This window comes from Gordonia rubripertincta (assembly GCF_038024875.1).
In the GTDB taxonomy this organism is placed as follows: domain Bacteria; phylum Actinomycetota; class Actinomycetes; order Mycobacteriales; family Mycobacteriaceae; genus Gordonia; species Gordonia rubripertincta.
Map to the genome: position 1 here is coordinate 4,310,728 of NZ_CP136136.1, position 15,116 is coordinate 4,325,843.

The following is a 15,116-nucleotide window of genomic DNA, read 5'->3' on the forward strand; positions in this document are numbered from 1 at the left end:
CGTCAGCCTCTACAGCTCGTCGAGCGTCATGATCCCGTCCTGGATGGCGCGCGCCACGAGCGAGGCCTTGGTGGGGGCCGGACGACCGATCTCGGCGTACTTGGCGCGGATGCGGGTCAGGTGGGTGTTGACCGTGCCGAGGGAGATGTAGAGCTCCTGGGCGACGGCCGGCTTGGAGTCGACGAGCATCCAGGTCCGCAGCACCTCGACCTCGCGGGAGGTGAGGTTCGGCTTGGCGCGACCGGTGGACGCCTCGGCGGTCGCCGCGGTCTCCGGCGTCGGCATCGGCGAGGCGACACGGTGCAGGTGCGGGTGTCCGGCGCGGTGGCCGAGGCCGGGCTGGTTCTGGCGGGAGACCTGTCCGGGGAGCGGCATCCGGCGGGCCGCGAGACGGGCCAAGGCCTCCTGGCGGCGGGCGTGCGCCTCGGCGTCGCGTCGAGCGTTGATCTGGCGCAGGTGCTGGGGGGCCTGGTGGGCGATCGCGGTCATTGTGTGCTTCCTCTTCACTCATCGAACCGGGCGGTGGTGGTGCCGGTCTGTCGTTCCGGCGATGAGATGAAGATTATGGGCGTTCCGCGCCGGGGTCGATGGGGAGAACTCCCCACCGCATGGGGAGAACTACCCATGCCATAACCACAGGTCAGAGAGGTGGCTGCCCCTGCGCGACGCGACGGGTACCCAGAACTACCCCTCGCCTCCCCGGCCGGTTCAGCCGGCGGCGTTCCGCGCGGCCTCCGCGTCGATCAGCGGTAGGTCCTCCCGGGTCACGATGCGCGAGGAGACCGCGTACTCGACGAGCTTGGTCCGGCGGTTGCTGGCGAGTTTGCCGCCACCACCGCGCATCCCGCTGACGCCGAGTTGATCGAGCTTGTCGCAGACGTTGTCGAGCTTGCGGTTGAATTTGGTCAGCGGCCAACCGAGGCGTCGGGCGGCCTGGGCCGACGACGGGATCGACGAGGCGCCGGTCCCCTCACGGCGCAGGATCTCCTCCGCCAGTACGACGATCAGCAGCTTCTGGCTCTCGGTGAGGGTCGGGACACCCTGGGTGGTGTGGCCGCCGCTGAATTCGGGGCGGGTCACCGACTTCACCTGTGGCGCACGGGCGAAGACGCTCAACTCGTAGGTGGTGGGACCGGCGGTGAACACGATGGTGGTCTCGCCGAACACCAGCGGCATGCGTGCGCCCGGACCGAGCGTGGCCGAGAAGCCGACGTCACCCGCGGACACGCTCGCCGACAGGTGGGTACCCAGGTTGGTCAACCACCACAGCCCGTTCTCGTTGTGCACCACCAGGAATCGGCGGTGGAGATACGGGTTGTCGTCGATCGACAGGTCGGCCTCACGACCGATGAAGAAGCGCCGGTCGGCGTCGAGAGCGGTGCGTTCGCCGCAATACTCGACATAGGTCGCGGCGTCGTCGAGTCCGGTGCCGGCGGGGTCGTGGACCGAGGGATCGTGACCTGTGTTCATCAGATCACCTCGATCAGTTGGGGTCGGCGGCCGTCGCCTCGTCGGTGGACTCCCCCTCGGCGGCGCCGTCGAGAGCAGGCATCGTCAGGGTCGGAACCGACTCGTGCACGGTCACCACGATGACGGTGACGTTGTCGTGGGCGCCGAGTGCGAGCGCCGCGTAGACGAGACGCCCGGCGGCCTCGTCAGAGCTCGACGCGTTGGCGAGGATGTCGCCGATCTCCTCGTCGGGCAGCTCACCGGTGAGCCCGTCGGTACAGAGGAGCAGTACGTCGCCCGGGAAGGCCGGGGTGTTGAAGAAGTCCGGGACGGGATCGACCATCCCGGCACCGAGTGCACGGGTGATGACGTTGCGCCGCGGGTCGGTTCGCGCCTGTTCGGGCGTCAGGAAGCCCGCGTCGATGAACTCCTGGACCTGCGAATGATCGGTGGTCAGCTGCTGCAGCGAACCGTTCTGGTACCGGTAGGTGCGCGAGTCACCGATGTTGAGGACGAGCCAGTGCGGGCTCTGTTCGTGGGTGACCAGGACGGCGCCGGTGGCGGTGGTGCCCGCCCGGCGGTCAGTCTCGGTGTCGATCTCGCCGATGCGGCGCTGCGCCGCGACCAGCAGGTCGTCGAGCTGCACCTTGGTGGCGTTCAGTTCACCGGCGCTCGTCGCCTCGGAGAGGGTGAGCAGCGCGGCCTCGCTGGCGAGTTCACCGCTGTCGTGCCCGCCCATGCCGTCGGCGATGAGGTACATGCCCGGCAGTGCCAGTGCGGCATCCTCGTTGGTCTCGCGGACCCGGCCGACGTTGCACGCCGCCGACCACTCCAGCCGCAATTCACCCACGATGTGTGTGCCCGAGACCGAGGCATCCCGAACGATGGTCGCCGCATCCATGATCAGCAGATCCTACCGCCGGAACACCCCTGGCTCGCCACGCATGTCGACTGTTCGGTCTCGGCGTGTTGAACGAGGGGCGCTCCGGCGGGCGGGATCACCAGCCGCGCTCGGCCAGGCGGTGCGGCTGCGGGATGTCGTCGACGTTGATGCCGACCATCGCCTCGCCCAGTCCGCGCGAGACCTTGGCCAGGACGTCGGGGTCGTCGTGGAAGGTGGTGGCCTGCACGATCGCGGCCGCACGCTGTGCCGGGTTGCCGGACTTGAAGATCCCCGAGCCCACGAAGACGCCCTCGGCGCCGAGCTGCATCATCATCGCCGCATCCGCCGGGGTGGCGATGCCGCCGGCGGTGAACAGCGTGACCGGCAGCTTGCCCGCCTCGGCGACCTCGACCACCAGGTCGTAGGGGGCCTGCAGTTCCTTTGCCGCCACGTACAACTCGTCCTTGGGCAGCGAGGTCAGACGTCGGATCTCGTCGCGGATCTTGCGCATGTGGGTGGTGGCGTTGGACACGTCACCGGTGCCGGCCTCGCCCTTGGAGCGGATCATCGCCGCACCCTCGGTGATCCGGCGCAGCGCCTCACCCAGATTGGTCGCACCGCACACGAACGGCACGGTGAACGCCCACTTGTCGATGTGGTTGGAGTAGTCGGCCGGGGTCAGGACCTCGGACTCGTCGACGTAGTCCACGCCCAGGCTCTGCAGGATCTGCGCCTCGACGAAGTGGCCGATACGCGCCTTGGCCATGACCGGGATCGAGACGGCGGAGATGATGCCGTCGATCATGTCCGGATCGCTCATCCGCGAGACGCCGCCCTGGGCGCGGATGTCGGCGGGCACACGCTCGAGAGCCATCACGGCCACCGCGCCGGCGTCCTCGGCGATCTTCGCCTGCTCGGGGGTGACCACGTCCATGATCACGCCGCCCTTGAGCATTTCGGCCATTCCCCGCTTGACCCGGGCGGTGCCCTGTCCGACCTCGGGAACGGTCGCGCCGTTCTGACTCACTGATTTCTCCTCATGTCGCTGTCTCGACGTGCCGCAGCCGATCCCCCGTCGGCGGACCCTGCGGCAGCGTGGAACCAGTCTAGGTCAGCCCGTGAAACGCCCTGGTACCAGGATCACTCGCCCTGGCCCGGCGTGACCCGTTCGATGATCTCGAAGTACGTCGGCGGCGACGCGTGGCCGCCCAGACGCAACCACCGGACCAGTCGCCGCTCGGCGAGGGCGCGGGTGTCGCGCACCGCGTCGTTGTAGAAGCGACGGGCCATCATCACCCGTGTCTCGGCGTCGGCGAGCTCGATGACCAGGGCCGGAGACCGGCCGGAGGCGTCGGTGCGGGCCAGCGCCGACGACAGCGCGTTCTCCGCGTCCTCACGGTCCTCGGGCGCTGCTCGTTCCGCGCGGTCGGCGAGCGCCGCCAGCTCGGATCCCGGCAGTTCCGCGGCGATCGCACGCACGACGACGGCACGTCGGTCGAGACCGGCGTAGAGGGACTGCCGGGCGAGATCGACGCGCACGTTGAGGCGGTCGAGACGGTTGGCGGTGTGGTAGGCCCAGCCGACGGCCAGCAGGACCGCGACGACCCCGAGGACGATCCAGGTCGCCATCAGTCCGACACCACCACCGGACCGGCACCGACGGTCACGGTGTCGTAGACGCGGAGGATCTGGTCTGCCACGCGGGACCAGTCGTACTTGTCGGCGCGGATACGTCCCCGGGCGACGAGCTGCTCGCGCGCCTCGTCGTCGGAGAGCAGCGAGATGATGCCCGCCGCGAGCTGATCCGGCGATCCGGTGTCGACGAGCTTGCCCGCCCGGCCGTCGTCGAGGACGCGCCGGAAGGCGTTCAGCGAGCTGGCGATCACCGCGGCTCCGGCGGCCATCGCCTCGACAAGGACGATGCCGAAGCTCTCGCCGCCGAGGTTGGGGGCGCAGTAGACGTCGGCGGAGGCCAGGGCGCGCGCTTTGGTCGCGTCGTCGACCTGACCCAGGAAGACGAGGTGATCGGCGAGGCTTCCCGCGCGCCGGCGCAGCGCGGCCTGGTTGCCGCCGCCGACGACGAGGACCCGCACATCCGGGAACTTCTCCACGACCGACGGCAGCGCGCGCATCAGGATGTCGATTCCCTTGCGCGGCTCGTCGAAACGACCGAGGAACAGGATCGTGCCGCCGGGATGCGGGTAGCCGTCGAGCGGCTCGGCGTTGGCGAAGCCGGCGACGTTGATGCCGTTGGGGATCTCCACGGCATCGGAGCCCAGCGACTCCATCTGCCAGCGCCGCGCCAGTTCGGAGACGGCGATCTTGCCGGCGATGCGTTCGTGGTACGGGCGGAGAATTCCCTGGAAAGCGCTGAGCCACAGCGACTTCGACGTCGCGGTGTGGAAGGTCGTGACGATCGGGCCGGAGGCGACCATCAGCGAGAGCATGGAGATCGACGGCGAGTTCGGTTCGTGCACGTGCAGGACGTCGAAACCGTTCTCGGCGATCCAACGGCGTAGCCGCAGATAGCCTTTCGGGCTGAAGTTCACCCGCGAGACCGACCCGTTGTACGGGATGGCCAGCGACGGCCCCGCACGCACCACGTACTCGGGTAGTTCGGTGCGGCGCGACGCCGGGGCCAGGACGCTGACCTCGTGCCCGCGGTCGATGAAGACGTGTGCGAGTTCGGTGACGTGCGCCTGCACACCGCCGGGGACGTCGAACGAATAAGGGCAGATCATCCCGATTCTCATGCGGCTCCCCCGTTTTCGGTCATCCGTGCCTTCTGCCGATCGGTCCAGTCGGCCTCCCAGAGCGGTTGCAGCATGTGCCAGTCGGCGGGATGTGCGGCGATGTTCGCGGCGAACGCGTCGGCGAGCGCCTGGGTGGCCGCCTCCACACCGCCGGATACATCGATCTCCTCGCCGACACTCATCGACGAGTAGGGCGCCTCCTCGAACCAGTGGTGCGCCGGGAACAGGGCCGCGCCGGTCTCGATCGCCAGCCGCGCCGACCCGGCCGGCATCCGGGTGCGTTCACCGAAGAAGGTGACCGGGACGCCGTGGCGGGCGAGGTCGCGTTCCCCCAGCAGGCAGACGATGCCGCCGGCCCGGAGACGGTCGGCGAGCACACCGAACGGGGGCTGCTCGCCGCCACTGAGCGGGAAGATCTCGAAGCCCAGCGACTCGCGGTACTCGACGAACCGGTTGAACAGCGACTCCGGCTTGAGCCGTTCGGCAACCGTTGCGAACTTCCCGTAGTGCTGGACCAGCCAGACGCCGGCCATGTCCCAGTTACCGGTGTGCGGCAGGGCCAGCACCACACCCTTGCCGCGCGACACCGCGGCGTCGAGCCGGGCGTGGTCGGCCTCGGGCAGGTTCCCGGTCGACGCCACGGTGGCACGGTCCTGGGCGGGCAGCCGGAAGGCCTCGCACCAGTACCGCGCGTAGGAACGCACCGCATCCGCGACCAACTCGTCGGGCACGTCGGCGGGGTCGGCGACCCCGACCACGCGGGCCAGGTTGCGGCGCAACTGTTCCGGACCGCCATTGCGGCGTCCGGCGAGTCCGGCGGCACGGTCGAACACGGTGCGGGCGGCGCGTTCCGGCGCGTACCTCACCGCTGCCCAGCCGGCCCGGTACCCCAGGTCGGCGGCGAGTGCGGCGATGTCGGTCATCGTGCCTCGGCGGGCGGGGTCGGGCCGTCGGTGTCGGTGTCGGCGGGGTCGGAATCGGTGGATTCGGGTTGTGCCTCGAGCGGGATCAGGTCCCGCGCACCCGGTGAGTTGGAGATCGACCACATGCGCTGGCCGACGGTGATGACGCTGCCGACGGCGAGCAGCCACATCGCCACGTGGACCGCCCACGGCAGGCCGAGACCGGTGAGGCCGGTGCCGACGAGCACGATGATGAGGCGGTCGGGGCGCTCGATGAGACCACCGTCGCCGTAGAGGCCGCTGGCCTCGGCGCGGGCCTTGGCGTACGAGATCACCTGCGAGGTGACCAGGCAGATCAGGGTCGCGATCAGCAGCAGGCGATGGGGTTCGGTGACGGTGCACCACCACACGAGTCCGGCGAAGATCGCGCCGTCGGCGATGCGGTCACACGTGGCGTCGAGGACCGCCCCGAAACGGGTCCCGCCGCCGCGGGCACGGGCCATCGCGCCGTCGAGCATGTCGAACATGACGAAGAGCCAGATGACCAGGGTGCCCGCGAACAGGTAGCCCATCGGGAACAGCGTGAGCGCGGCCGCCACGCTCGCCACGGTCCCGATCACGGTCATGATGTCCGGCGTGAGGCCGGTACGCAGCAGCGCCCGCCCCATCGGCAACGTCACCTTGGAGACCGACGCCCGACCCAGAATGCTCAGCATCCGCGAGCTCCTCCCCCCTCAGTCATCGAGACGTTGCCACGCCTCGGCGAGCAGCCCCCGGGTGTCGCGCAGCAGCTGCGGCATCACCTTGGTCTCGCCGACGATCGTGATGAAGTTCGCGTCGCCCATCCAGCGGGGCACGATGTGCTGGTGCAGGTGTTCGGAGAGCGAGCCGCCCGCGGCATAACCCAGGTTGAGTCCCACGTTGAACGCGTTCGGGTTCGAGACCGCCTTGATCGTGCGGATCATCCGCTGCGTGAAGGTCATCAGCTCGGACGACTCGGCGGGCGTCAGATCCTCGAGGTCGGCGACCTGGCGGTACGGGACCACCATCGTGTGCCCCGGGTTGTACGGGTACAGGTTGAGCACCGCGTACACCGACTCGCCGCGCGCGACGATCAGCCCGTCCTCGTCGGACATCGTCGGGATGTCGAGGAAGGGGTGACCGGTCTTGGCCGCCGGCTGCGGGTCGGCGATGTAGGTCATCCGGTGCGGACTCCACAGCCGCTCCAGACGACCACCGACGCCGACGCCCTCGTCGCGGATCTCGCCGGGTGCCTCAGCCATCGACGGCCCCCACGGTGCCGAGCTTCGCCTCCAGGAGTTCCTTGGTCGGCGACTCGTTGCGCCGGGCGCCCACCCAGTCGGTGATCGCCGCGATCGCGGCACCCACCGGGACACCGTTGATCTGCGACCCGTCGCGGAACCGGAAACTCACCGCATGCGCCTCGACGTCGCGTTCGCCGGCGAGCAGCATGAACGGCACCTTCCCGGTGGTGTGGTTGCGGATCTTCTTCTGCATGCGGTCGTCGGAGTGGTCGACCTCGGCGCGGACACCGGCGGCACGCAGCGCGTCGACGACACCCTGCAGGTGATCGGCGAACGCGTCGGCCACCGGGATGCCCATCACCTGGACCGGCGACAGCCAGGCCGGGAAGGCGCCCGCGTAGTGCTCGGTGAGCACGCCGAAGAACCGCTCGATGGAGCCGAACAGCGCGCGGTGGATCATCACCGGACGCTGCTTGGTGCCGTCCGGGCCGGTGTACTCGAGTTCGAAGCGCTCCGGCAGGTTGAAGTCGAGCTGGATCGTCGACATCTGCCAGGTGCGGCCTAGCGCATCCTTGGCCTGCACCGAGATCTTGGGGCCGTAGAACGCGGCGCCGCCCGGATCGGGCACGAGGTCGAGACCCGACGCCTCGGCGACCTCGGCGAGCGTGTTGGTCGCCTCTTCCCACACCTCGTCGGAGCCGACGAACTTCTTCGGGTCCTTGGTGGACAGTTCGAGGTAGAAGTCGTCGAGGCCGTAGTCCTTGAGCAGGCCGAGGACGAAGTTGAGGATCGACGTCAGCTCGTCGCGCATCTGCTCGCGGGTGCAGTAGATGTGCGCGTCGTCCTGCGTCATGCCCCGCACGCGGGTGAGTCCGTGGATCACGCCGGACTTCTCGTAGCGGTAGACCGATCCGAACTCGAACATCCGCAGCGGCAGTTCACGATACGACCGTCCGCGGCCGCGGAAGATCAGGTTGTGCATCGGGCAGTTCATCGGCTTCAGGTAGTAGTCCTGGCCGGGCTTGCGCACCTCGCCGTTCTCGTCGACCTCGGCGTCGACGTGCATGGGCGGGAACATTCCGTCGCGGTACCAGTCGAGGTGACCGGAGACCTCGTAGAGGTGTCCCTTGGTGATGTGCGGCGTGTTGACGAACTCGTACCCCGCGGCCACGTGGCGTGCCCGTGAGTAGTCCTCCATCTCCTTGCGGATGATGCCGCCCTTGGGATGGAAGACCGGCAGGCCCGAGCCGAGTTCGTCGGGGAAGCTGAACAGGTCGAGTTCGGCGCCGAGCTTGCGGTGGTCGCGCTTCTCCGCCTCGGCGAGCAGCTCGAGATGGGTGTCGAGGGCCTCGGCCGACTCCCATGCGGTGCCGTACACGCGCTGGAGGTCGGCGTTGTCCTGGTCGCCGCGCCAGTAGGCGGCCGACGAACGGGTCAGCTTGAACGCGGCGATGTACTTGGTGGTCGGCACGTGGGGACCACGGCACAGATCGCACCAGATGCGTTCGCCGGTCCGCGGGTTGAGGTTGTCGTAGACGGACAGCTCGCCGCCGCCGACCTCCATCACCTCGGCGTCGTCGGCGGCACCCTTGTCGTCGATCAGCTCGAGCTTGAACGGCTCGTTCGCCAGCTCGGCGCGTGCCTCGTCCTTCGACTCGTAGACGCGGCGCGAGAAGCGCTGCCCGGACTTGATGATCTGCTTCATCTTCTTCTCGAGGGCCTTGAGGTCCTCGGGCGTGAAGGGTTCGGCGACGTCGAAGTCGTAGTAGAAGCCGTCCTTGATGGGCGGGCCGATACCCAGCTTGGCGTCGGGGAACAGGTCCTGGACCGCCTGCGCGAGCACGTGCGCGCAGGAATGCCGGATGACGCTGCGTCCGGCCTCGGTGTTGGCCGCCACGGGCTCGACCTCGGCGTCCTCGGCAGGCACCCAGGACAGGTCACGCAGGTCGCCGGCGGCGTCGCGGACCACGACGATCGCCTCGGGACCCTTGTTGGGCAGATCGTGGTCACGCAGTGCGGTGCCCGCGGTGGTTCCGGCCGGCACACGGATCGTGGCTGGGCTGGTCACCTGGACGTCGTCGGGCACGGGGACGCTCCTCGAATAGGGTTCGGACACGCGAAGTACGCGTCCGCGGGCGGACGTTTGCGACTCCGATGGTATCCGCGTGTCATCCCGACCGGCCGTACCCCTCCTCTCCCGGCGCGCGGCGCGGCCCGGGAAGGGCGATCAGGAGAAGATGGGGCTGGCGAGCCATTGATAGTCGAGGTTCACCCAACCGGCCGCCGTGTGCAGTGCCCCCAGGAGCCAGAGGGTTCCCACGACGATGACGAAGGTGCCGACCCAGAACACCGATTGCACCGACCAGTGCTGCCGGCCGATCCACCTCATCCAGGCGTCGTACTTCGCCCGCGCGAACTTCAGTAGTCGGTGCGCCCACTCGAATTCCGACGCCAGGATTCCGAGTCCGAGGAAGACGATGAGCCAGCCGGGACCCGGGTACGGGATGGCGACGATGCCGCACAGCAGCACGATCGTGCCGACGACGGCGACCCCGATGCGATAGATGCGATGCCAGCGTGGGTCGGATCGCACCACGTACCGGCGATGACGCGCCCGGATTCGCAGCCGCTTCCACAACGACTCCGCCATGTTCCCCCAACCATCGGATTCGCACATCGGAAAAATCGGGTCCAGGCTACCGAATCCCGTGTCGCGGCACGTTCGCCGAGCGCATGCTTGGCCGATGGGCACGCGTCCGGTGACGATCGACGCACGACTGCACGACGGCGTGATCTTCGGCCCCGACGACTCGACCGTCGACGCCGAGGCGCACCCGCGTGGGCGCGGCTCTGCCGACGGTCTCGTCCAGCGTCTCCACGGGTTCGGTATCGCCTGCGGTGCCCGGTCGTCCGAGCACACCCTGCTCGACACCGCCGGGCGACTCGGGGTGTCGCCCCTGCGGTGCGCTGTCGTGGAACACACCCCGGAGGGGGTGGCTGCCGCCCGGCGGAACGGGTTCGCGCTCGTCGTGGCGATCGGGACGCCGGCGCGGGCCGATGAACTGCGACGCCTCGGCGCCGACGCCGTGGTCGGCGACCCCGCCGACATCCGGGTCCGCCTCGGCGGCGCCCGGATCTCGACGATGCCGGACGCCTTGACCTACCTCGATCACCTGCACGCCATCGCCGCGTCTCGCCGACCCGTGGTCTTCCTCGATTTCGACGGAACCCTGTCCGACATCGTCGACGACCCGTCCGCCGCGGTCCTGGTCGACGGGGCCGCCGAGGCGCTGACCCGGCTGGCGCAGTTGTGCCCGGTCGCGGTCATCAGCGGTCGCGACCTCGACGACATCCGCGAGCGCGTCGGGCTGCCCGACCTCTGGTACGCCGGATGCCACGGCCTCGAACTCCTCGGCCCGGAGGGCGAGCATTTCGTCAACGAGGCGGCGCGCACGTCCACGTCTTCGGTCGTCGCGGCGTCCGAGGAACTGCGGCAACGGTTCGCCGATGTCGACGGGGTCCTGGTGGAGCCCAAGCACTTCAGTGTTGCCGTCCACTTCCGCAACGCCTCCCCGGCCGACGTCGAGGGCATCGTGGCGGCGGCTCGCGAGATCGGTGCACGCCGCGGCTTGCGCGCCCTTCCCGGTCGCATGGTGCTCGAATTGAAACCCGACGTCGACTGGGACAAGGGGCAGGCGCTGGAGTGGGTCCGCCATCAGGTGGGCGCCGTCGACCAAGGGTGGATTCCGGTCTACTTCGGCGACGATCTCACCGACGAGGACGCCTTCGACCGGATCGCCACCGACGGGATCGGGATCGTGGTGCGCGCCGAGGAGAACCGCGACCGCCGCACGGCCGCCCAGTTCGCCGTGGAGTCCCCCTCGGCGATCCCGGCGCTGCTGGCCCAGATCGCCGACCACGTCGAGCAGGCGAGCGAACCCCCGGCCGACTGGTCACTGACCTACGACTCCTACGATCCGCCCGCCGAGAAGCTGCGCGAGGCCCTGTGCACCGTGGGGAACGGTTACTTCGCGACCCGCGGGGCGGCCCCGGAATGCGACGCGGGGCCAGTGCACTATCCGGGCACCTACGCCGCCGGCGTGTACAACCGGCTCACCGATCAGCTACCCGCCGGCGACGTGGAGAACGAGAGCCTGGTCAACCTGCCGAACTGGTTGCCGCTGACCTTCCGGGTCGACAGCGGTGAGTGGTTCACCGTCGACGAGGTCGAGGTGTTGTCGTTCCGTCAGACCCTCGACCTGCGGCGCGCGATGCTGTCCCGCGATGTGCGCTTCCGCGATGCACACGGCCGCACCACCTCCGTCCGTCAACGCCGATTCGTGTCGATGGACCAGCGTCATGTCGCCGCCCTCGACACCCGGGTCCGCGCCGAGGACTGGGCAGGGCGGATCGAGGTCTCCTCGATGATCGACGGCAGAGTCACGAACGCCGGGGTCGATCGCTACCGGGAACTGGCGAGCCGGCATCTCACCGCCCGCGAGGGCACCGCGGCTTCGACGGACTCGGTTCTGTTGCGGGTGCAGACCAACCAGTCCCGCATCACCATCGCGGTCGGCGCCCGCACCACGGTGTGGCGGGGGAACGAACAGTTACCCGCCCACTACGACCTGATCTCCGATCAGGGGCGGATCGGGCACCGGATCAGTGTCGACATCGCCGCCGGTGAAGAGGTGTCCGTGGAGAAGGTCGTGACGCTGTACACCTCGCGCGACAACGGGATCTCCGAGCCCGGTGTCGCCGCGTCGGGCACGCTCGCCCGGCTCGGGCGGTTCCAGGACCTGCTCACCGGTCACGCCAGGGCGTGCGTGCGGCTGTGGGACCTGTGCCGCACCGACCTCGACGGGCACCCCGACGCGCAACGGGTCATCCGGTTCCACACGCTGCACATGCTGCAGGTGGTCTCGCACAACACCATCGACATGGACGTCGGCATCCCGGCGCGAGGACTGCACGGCGAGGCGTATCGCGGCCACATCTTCTGGGACGAGGTCTTCGTCCTGCCCGTCCTCACGCCCCGGCTGCCCAAGCTCGCCAAAGCGCTGCTCCGCTACCGGTTCCGGAGACTCGACGAGGCGCGGGTCGCCGCCCGCGAGGCCGGTCATCGGGGTGCGATGTACCCCTGGCAGTCCGGAAGCGACGGCCGGGAGGAAAGCCCGGAGCTACACCTCAATCCACGGTCGGGGCGGTGGAACCCGGACCCCAGCGCCCGCCAGCACCACATCGGACTGGCCGTCGCCTACAACGTGTGGCAGTACTTCCAGGTGACACACGACCTGGACTTCCTGGTCGAGTCCGGCGCGGAACTGCTCGTCGAGATCGCCCGGTTCTGGGCCGACCTCGCGACCTACGACCCGCGCCACGATCGCTACGTGATCCGCGGGGTGATCGGGCCCGACGAGTTCCACTCCGGCTACCCGGACGCACCCTACGACGGGATCGACAACAACGCGTTCACGAATGTGATGGCGGTGTGGGTCATCCGGCGCGCACTGGATGCCCTGGCGACCATCCCGCAGCGCGACCGGGTCAATCTGCTCGACGACATCGGTTTGCGCGAACCGGAACTCGAGCTGTGGCGGACGCTGACCAGCCGCATGTTCGTCCCCTTCCACGACGGCACGATCAGCCAGTTCGAGGGGTATGACGAACTGGCCGAACTGGATTGGGCGGCCTACCGCGCGGAGTACGGGAACATCCAGCGACTCGACCGCATCCTGGAGGCCGAGAACGACGACGTCAACCGGTACAAGGTGTCCAAGCAGGCAGACGTTCTCATGCTCTTCTTCCTGCTGTCTGCCGACGAGTTGCGAGAACTGTTGGAACGCCTGGGTTATGGACTGCCGCCCGAGATGATCCCGCACACCATCGACTACTACATGTCCCGGACCTCGCACGGGTCGACGTTGAGTTCGGTCGTCCACGCGTGGGTCCTCGCCCGCGGCGACCGCGAACACGCGGTGTCGTTCTTCGACCGGGTCCTCGAGTCCGACATCGCCGACATCCAGGGCGGTACGACGTCGGAGGGGATCCATCTGGCGGCCATGTGCGGGAGCATCGACCTGTTGCAGCGCTGTTTCACGGGCCTCGAGCTCCGCGACGACCGCCTGATCCTCAACCCGCGGTGGCCGCGATCACTGGGCGTCTTGTCCTTCCGCGTCTACTACCGCAGGCACCGCCTGCAGTTGCGGGTCAGCGGCAGCGGCGTCGAGGTCACATCGGAACGGCGCGACGTCGCCCCGGTCGATGTGCAGTGTCGCGAGACCCTGGTTCAGCTGAAACCCGGGACGACGGTCCACTTCAGATGACTCCCCCCGGCATGACGGACCGCCGGCCTCTCAGGCGACCGCGACGACGTCCTCCGGGGCGAGCGACTCACCCACGGAAGGTCGGCGGTCCCGTGTCCGACGCCCGGCCAGCAGGGTCGCCACGACGGTGACGGCGAGCAGCAACGGGTAGCACCCCGCGTAGAGAAGGACGAGCGCGTGGTCGACGGGGCCGGGGCCCACCGCCCTCGGCATCATGAAGAGCCCCAACGAGATCGCATGATCCGACGTGAGATACGGCCCGCTGTCCCACCAGTGCCGCCACCAGGTGAAGGTCAGCGCGACGACACCGGCCGGGGCGAGCCAGTACCACCAGGTGCGGCGCGACCCGCCATGCCGCAGTGCGAGGTCGAGGGTGACCAGCAGCAGCGGCACGCACCACACCCAGTGGTGGCCCCAGGCGAAGGGCGACACCGCACACATCGTCATCCCCACGATCGTCGCGGCCAGGAGTGGTCGCGACATCCGCCGGGCGACGACGGCGGCCCACAGGCCCAGCACCGCGACCACCAGTGCCGCGGGCACCCACAGCCACGGCGGCACGTCGAACACCGGCCCGCCCGGCCCGGGATGGGTGAATCGCCGGACGTCCAGGTGTGCCAGCAGCTGCGACCCGAAGCCGCGGACCGACTGGTTGGCGGGCGAGTCGGCGCGGCCGACCCGGTCGGAGTCCATGAGGTGACGCGTCCAGTACGCGCGGGAATCCGCCCCGATGACGAGGAACCCGATCGCAACCGTGGCACCGAAGGTGGTGATGGCGGTGGCCGCCGCGCGCCACTGCCGGGTGACGAGCAGGTAGATCACCGCAAACAGGGGCGTCAGCTTGAGTCCGGCGGCGATCCCTATCGCGATCCCCCGCCACCGCGAATCGGCGCGCAGGAACACCAGGTCGGTCAGGATCAGCGCCATGATCAGGAGATTGACCTGGCCGAGCCAGATGGTGGTCCGTACGGGTTCGAGTGCGGTCACCGCGACGGAGAACAGAACCGCGAACCCGACGAGGCGGGCATCGGTCCGGTAACCCAGGCTGCGCGCACCCAGCGTCACCACGGCGGCGAGCGCCGCGAAACCGATTGCCCACCAGGTGATTTTGGCGACGTCCGCCCCCAGCACGGCGAGCGGCGCGAACGCGAGCGCCGCGAACGGCGGGTAGGTGAAGTGCAGGCGCCAGAGCACCGGGGCGTCGTAGAGGGAACGCGAGTCGAGCACGGCGTCGGCGCCGGCTCGGTAGACCCGAACGTCGGTCGCGTTCTCGAACAGCCCGTAGAACGGGTTGCTCATCGGGAAAGCGGTGATGTGCCAGGCGATCACGCCGAGAGCCGCGATCCCCGTGAGCACGATCGCCCACGCCGGGATGGAACGCGAGTGGACGGTCGGTACGGACACGCGGGCGAGACTACGCCCGAGCTGTGATCCAGGTCACGGGAAACGCCGACGATGGGCGAGTCGTTGCCTATTCGCGTCGAAACACCACCCAGCACGCGGCAAAGCCCCGCCGAGATTTCTCAGCGGGGCTTTGC

General features: G+C 69.0%; 13 protein-coding genes. 1 reads left to right on the plus strand and 12 read right to left on the minus strand.

The genetic code is table 11. From position 1 onward, the window contains the following. Positions 1 to 9: 9 nt before the first annotated feature. The 11 genes from RVF83_RS19540 to RVF83_RS19590 all read right to left on the minus strand — a co-directional run bounded on the left by RVF83_RS19540 (position 10) and on the right by RVF83_RS19590 (position 9,902). Entirely contained in the window at positions 10 to 489 is a 480-nt protein-coding gene (locus RVF83_RS19540; RefSeq protein WP_005197187.1) for a helix-turn-helix transcriptional regulator, read from the minus strand. Positions 490 to 708: 219 nt separating this feature from the next. Then, the gene (locus RVF83_RS19545) at positions 709 to 1,470 is read right to left on the minus strand and encodes a hypothetical protein (protein WP_005197189.1); all 762 of its coding nucleotides are present in this window, start codon (positions 1,468 to 1,470) and stop codon (positions 709 to 711) included. Between the two features lie 13 nt (positions 1,471 to 1,483). Next, complete coding sequence (locus RVF83_RS19550) at positions 1,484 to 2,350, minus strand: PP2C family protein-serine/threonine phosphatase (protein ID WP_005197190.1); 867 nt, start codon at positions 2,348 to 2,350, stop codon at positions 1,484 to 1,486. Between the two features lie 97 nt (positions 2,351 to 2,447). After that, positions 2,448 to 3,296, minus strand: a complete 849-nt coding sequence (gene pdxS / locus RVF83_RS19555) for a pyridoxal 5'-phosphate synthase lyase subunit PdxS (RefSeq protein WP_210735103.1) — start codon at positions 3,294 to 3,296, stop codon at positions 2,448 to 2,450. A gap of 176 nt (positions 3,297 to 3,472) precedes the next feature. Continuing rightward, complete coding sequence (locus RVF83_RS19560; protein ID WP_005197194.1) at positions 3,473 to 3,961, minus strand: hypothetical protein; 489 nt, start codon at positions 3,959 to 3,961, stop codon at positions 3,473 to 3,475. After that, positions 3,961 to 5,085: a glycosyltransferase family 4 protein gene (locus RVF83_RS19565; RefSeq protein WP_039880250.1), complete on the minus strand. Its 1,125-nt coding sequence runs from the start codon at positions 5,083 to 5,085 to the stop codon at positions 3,961 to 3,963. The genes RVF83_RS19560 and RVF83_RS19565 overlap by 1 nt, the downstream gene beginning before the upstream one ends. Further along, complete coding sequence (locus tag RVF83_RS19570) at positions 5,082 to 6,008, minus strand: phosphatidylinositol mannoside acyltransferase (RefSeq protein ID WP_005197200.1); 927 nt, start codon at positions 6,006 to 6,008, stop codon at positions 5,082 to 5,084. Before RVF83_RS19570 ends, RVF83_RS19565 begins: the two co-directional genes overlap by 4 nt. Then, positions 6,005 to 6,703, minus strand: a complete 699-nt coding sequence (pgsA, locus tag RVF83_RS19575; RefSeq protein WP_005197201.1) for a phosphatidylinositol phosphate synthase — start codon at positions 6,701 to 6,703, stop codon at positions 6,005 to 6,007. Before pgsA ends, RVF83_RS19570 begins: the two co-directional genes overlap by 4 nt. Before the next feature lie 18 nt (positions 6,704 to 6,721). Then, positions 6,722 to 7,270 carry an HIT family protein gene (locus RVF83_RS19580; RefSeq protein WP_005197203.1) on the minus strand — a complete coding sequence of 183 codons (549 nt, stop codon included), beginning with the start codon at positions 7,268 to 7,270 and terminating at the stop codon, positions 6,722 to 6,724. Then, on the minus strand, positions 7,263 to 9,338 hold the full coding sequence (thrS, locus tag RVF83_RS19585; RefSeq protein ID WP_005197204.1) for a threonine--tRNA ligase: 2,076 nt from the start codon (positions 9,336 to 9,338) through the stop codon (positions 7,263 to 7,265). The genes RVF83_RS19580 and thrS overlap by 8 nt, the downstream gene beginning before the upstream one ends. 141 nt (positions 9,339 to 9,479) lie before the next feature. Then, on the minus strand, positions 9,480 to 9,902 hold the full coding sequence (locus RVF83_RS19590) for a TIGR02611 family protein (RefSeq protein ID WP_005197205.1): 423 nt from the start codon (positions 9,900 to 9,902) through the stop codon (positions 9,480 to 9,482). Between the two features lie 94 nt (positions 9,903 to 9,996). Between RVF83_RS19590 and otsB the strand changes: the two genes are divergently transcribed. Next, a complete protein-coding gene (gene otsB / locus RVF83_RS19595; protein ID WP_005197206.1) occupies positions 9,997 to 13,578 on the plus strand; it encodes a trehalose-phosphatase in 3,582 nt (1,193 codons plus the stop codon). Between the two features lie 30 nt (positions 13,579 to 13,608). Here the strand turns inward: otsB and RVF83_RS19600 are convergent, their stop codons facing one another. Continuing rightward, positions 13,609 to 14,982 (minus strand): glycosyltransferase 87 family protein, encoded by a 1,374-nt coding sequence (locus RVF83_RS19600; RefSeq protein WP_005197207.1) that lies wholly within the window; start codon positions 14,980 to 14,982, stop codon positions 13,609 to 13,611. Positions 14,983 to 15,116: the final 134 nt, after the last annotated feature.

Bases quoted from the DNA above. Each gene is read 5' to 3' on its own strand.
- RVF83_RS19560 (WP_005197194.1), bottom strand. From the start codon at position 3,961: ATGGCGACCTGGATCGTCCTCGGGGTCGTCGCGGTCCTGCTGGCCGTC.
- RVF83_RS19570 (WP_005197200.1), bottom strand. From the start codon at position 6,008: ATGACCGACATCGCCGCACTCGCCGCCGACCTGGGGTACCGGGCCGGC.
- RVF83_RS19590 (WP_005197205.1), bottom strand. From the start codon at position 9,902: ATGGCGGAGTCGTTGTGGAAGCGGCTGCGAATCCGGGCGCGTCATCGC.
- otsB (WP_005197206.1), top strand. From the start codon at position 9,997: ATGGGCACGCGTCCGGTGACGATCGACGCACGACTGCACGACGGCGTG.
- pdxS (WP_210735103.1), bottom strand. From the start codon at position 3,296: ATGGCCGAAATGCTCAAGGGCGGCGTGATCATGGACGTGGTCACCCCC.
- RVF83_RS19550 (WP_005197190.1), bottom strand. From the start codon at position 2,350: ATGGATGCGGCGACCATCGTTCGGGATGCCTCGGTCTCGGGCACACAC.
- RVF83_RS19545 (WP_005197189.1), bottom strand. From the start codon at position 1,470: ATGAACACAGGTCACGATCCCTCGGTCCACGACCCCGCCGGCACCGGA.
- RVF83_RS19580 (WP_005197203.1), bottom strand. From the start codon at position 7,270: ATGGCTGAGGCACCCGGCGAGATCCGCGACGAGGGCGTCGGCGTCGGT.
- pgsA (WP_005197201.1), bottom strand. From the start codon at position 6,703: ATGCTGAGCATTCTGGGTCGGGCGTCGGTCTCCAAGGTGACGTTGCCG.
- RVF83_RS19540 (WP_005197187.1), bottom strand. From the start codon at position 489: ATGACCGCGATCGCCCACCAGGCCCCCCAGCACCTGCGCCAGATCAAC.
- RVF83_RS19565 (WP_039880250.1), bottom strand. From the start codon at position 5,085: ATGAGAATCGGGATGATCTGCCCTTATTCGTTCGACGTCCCCGGCGGT.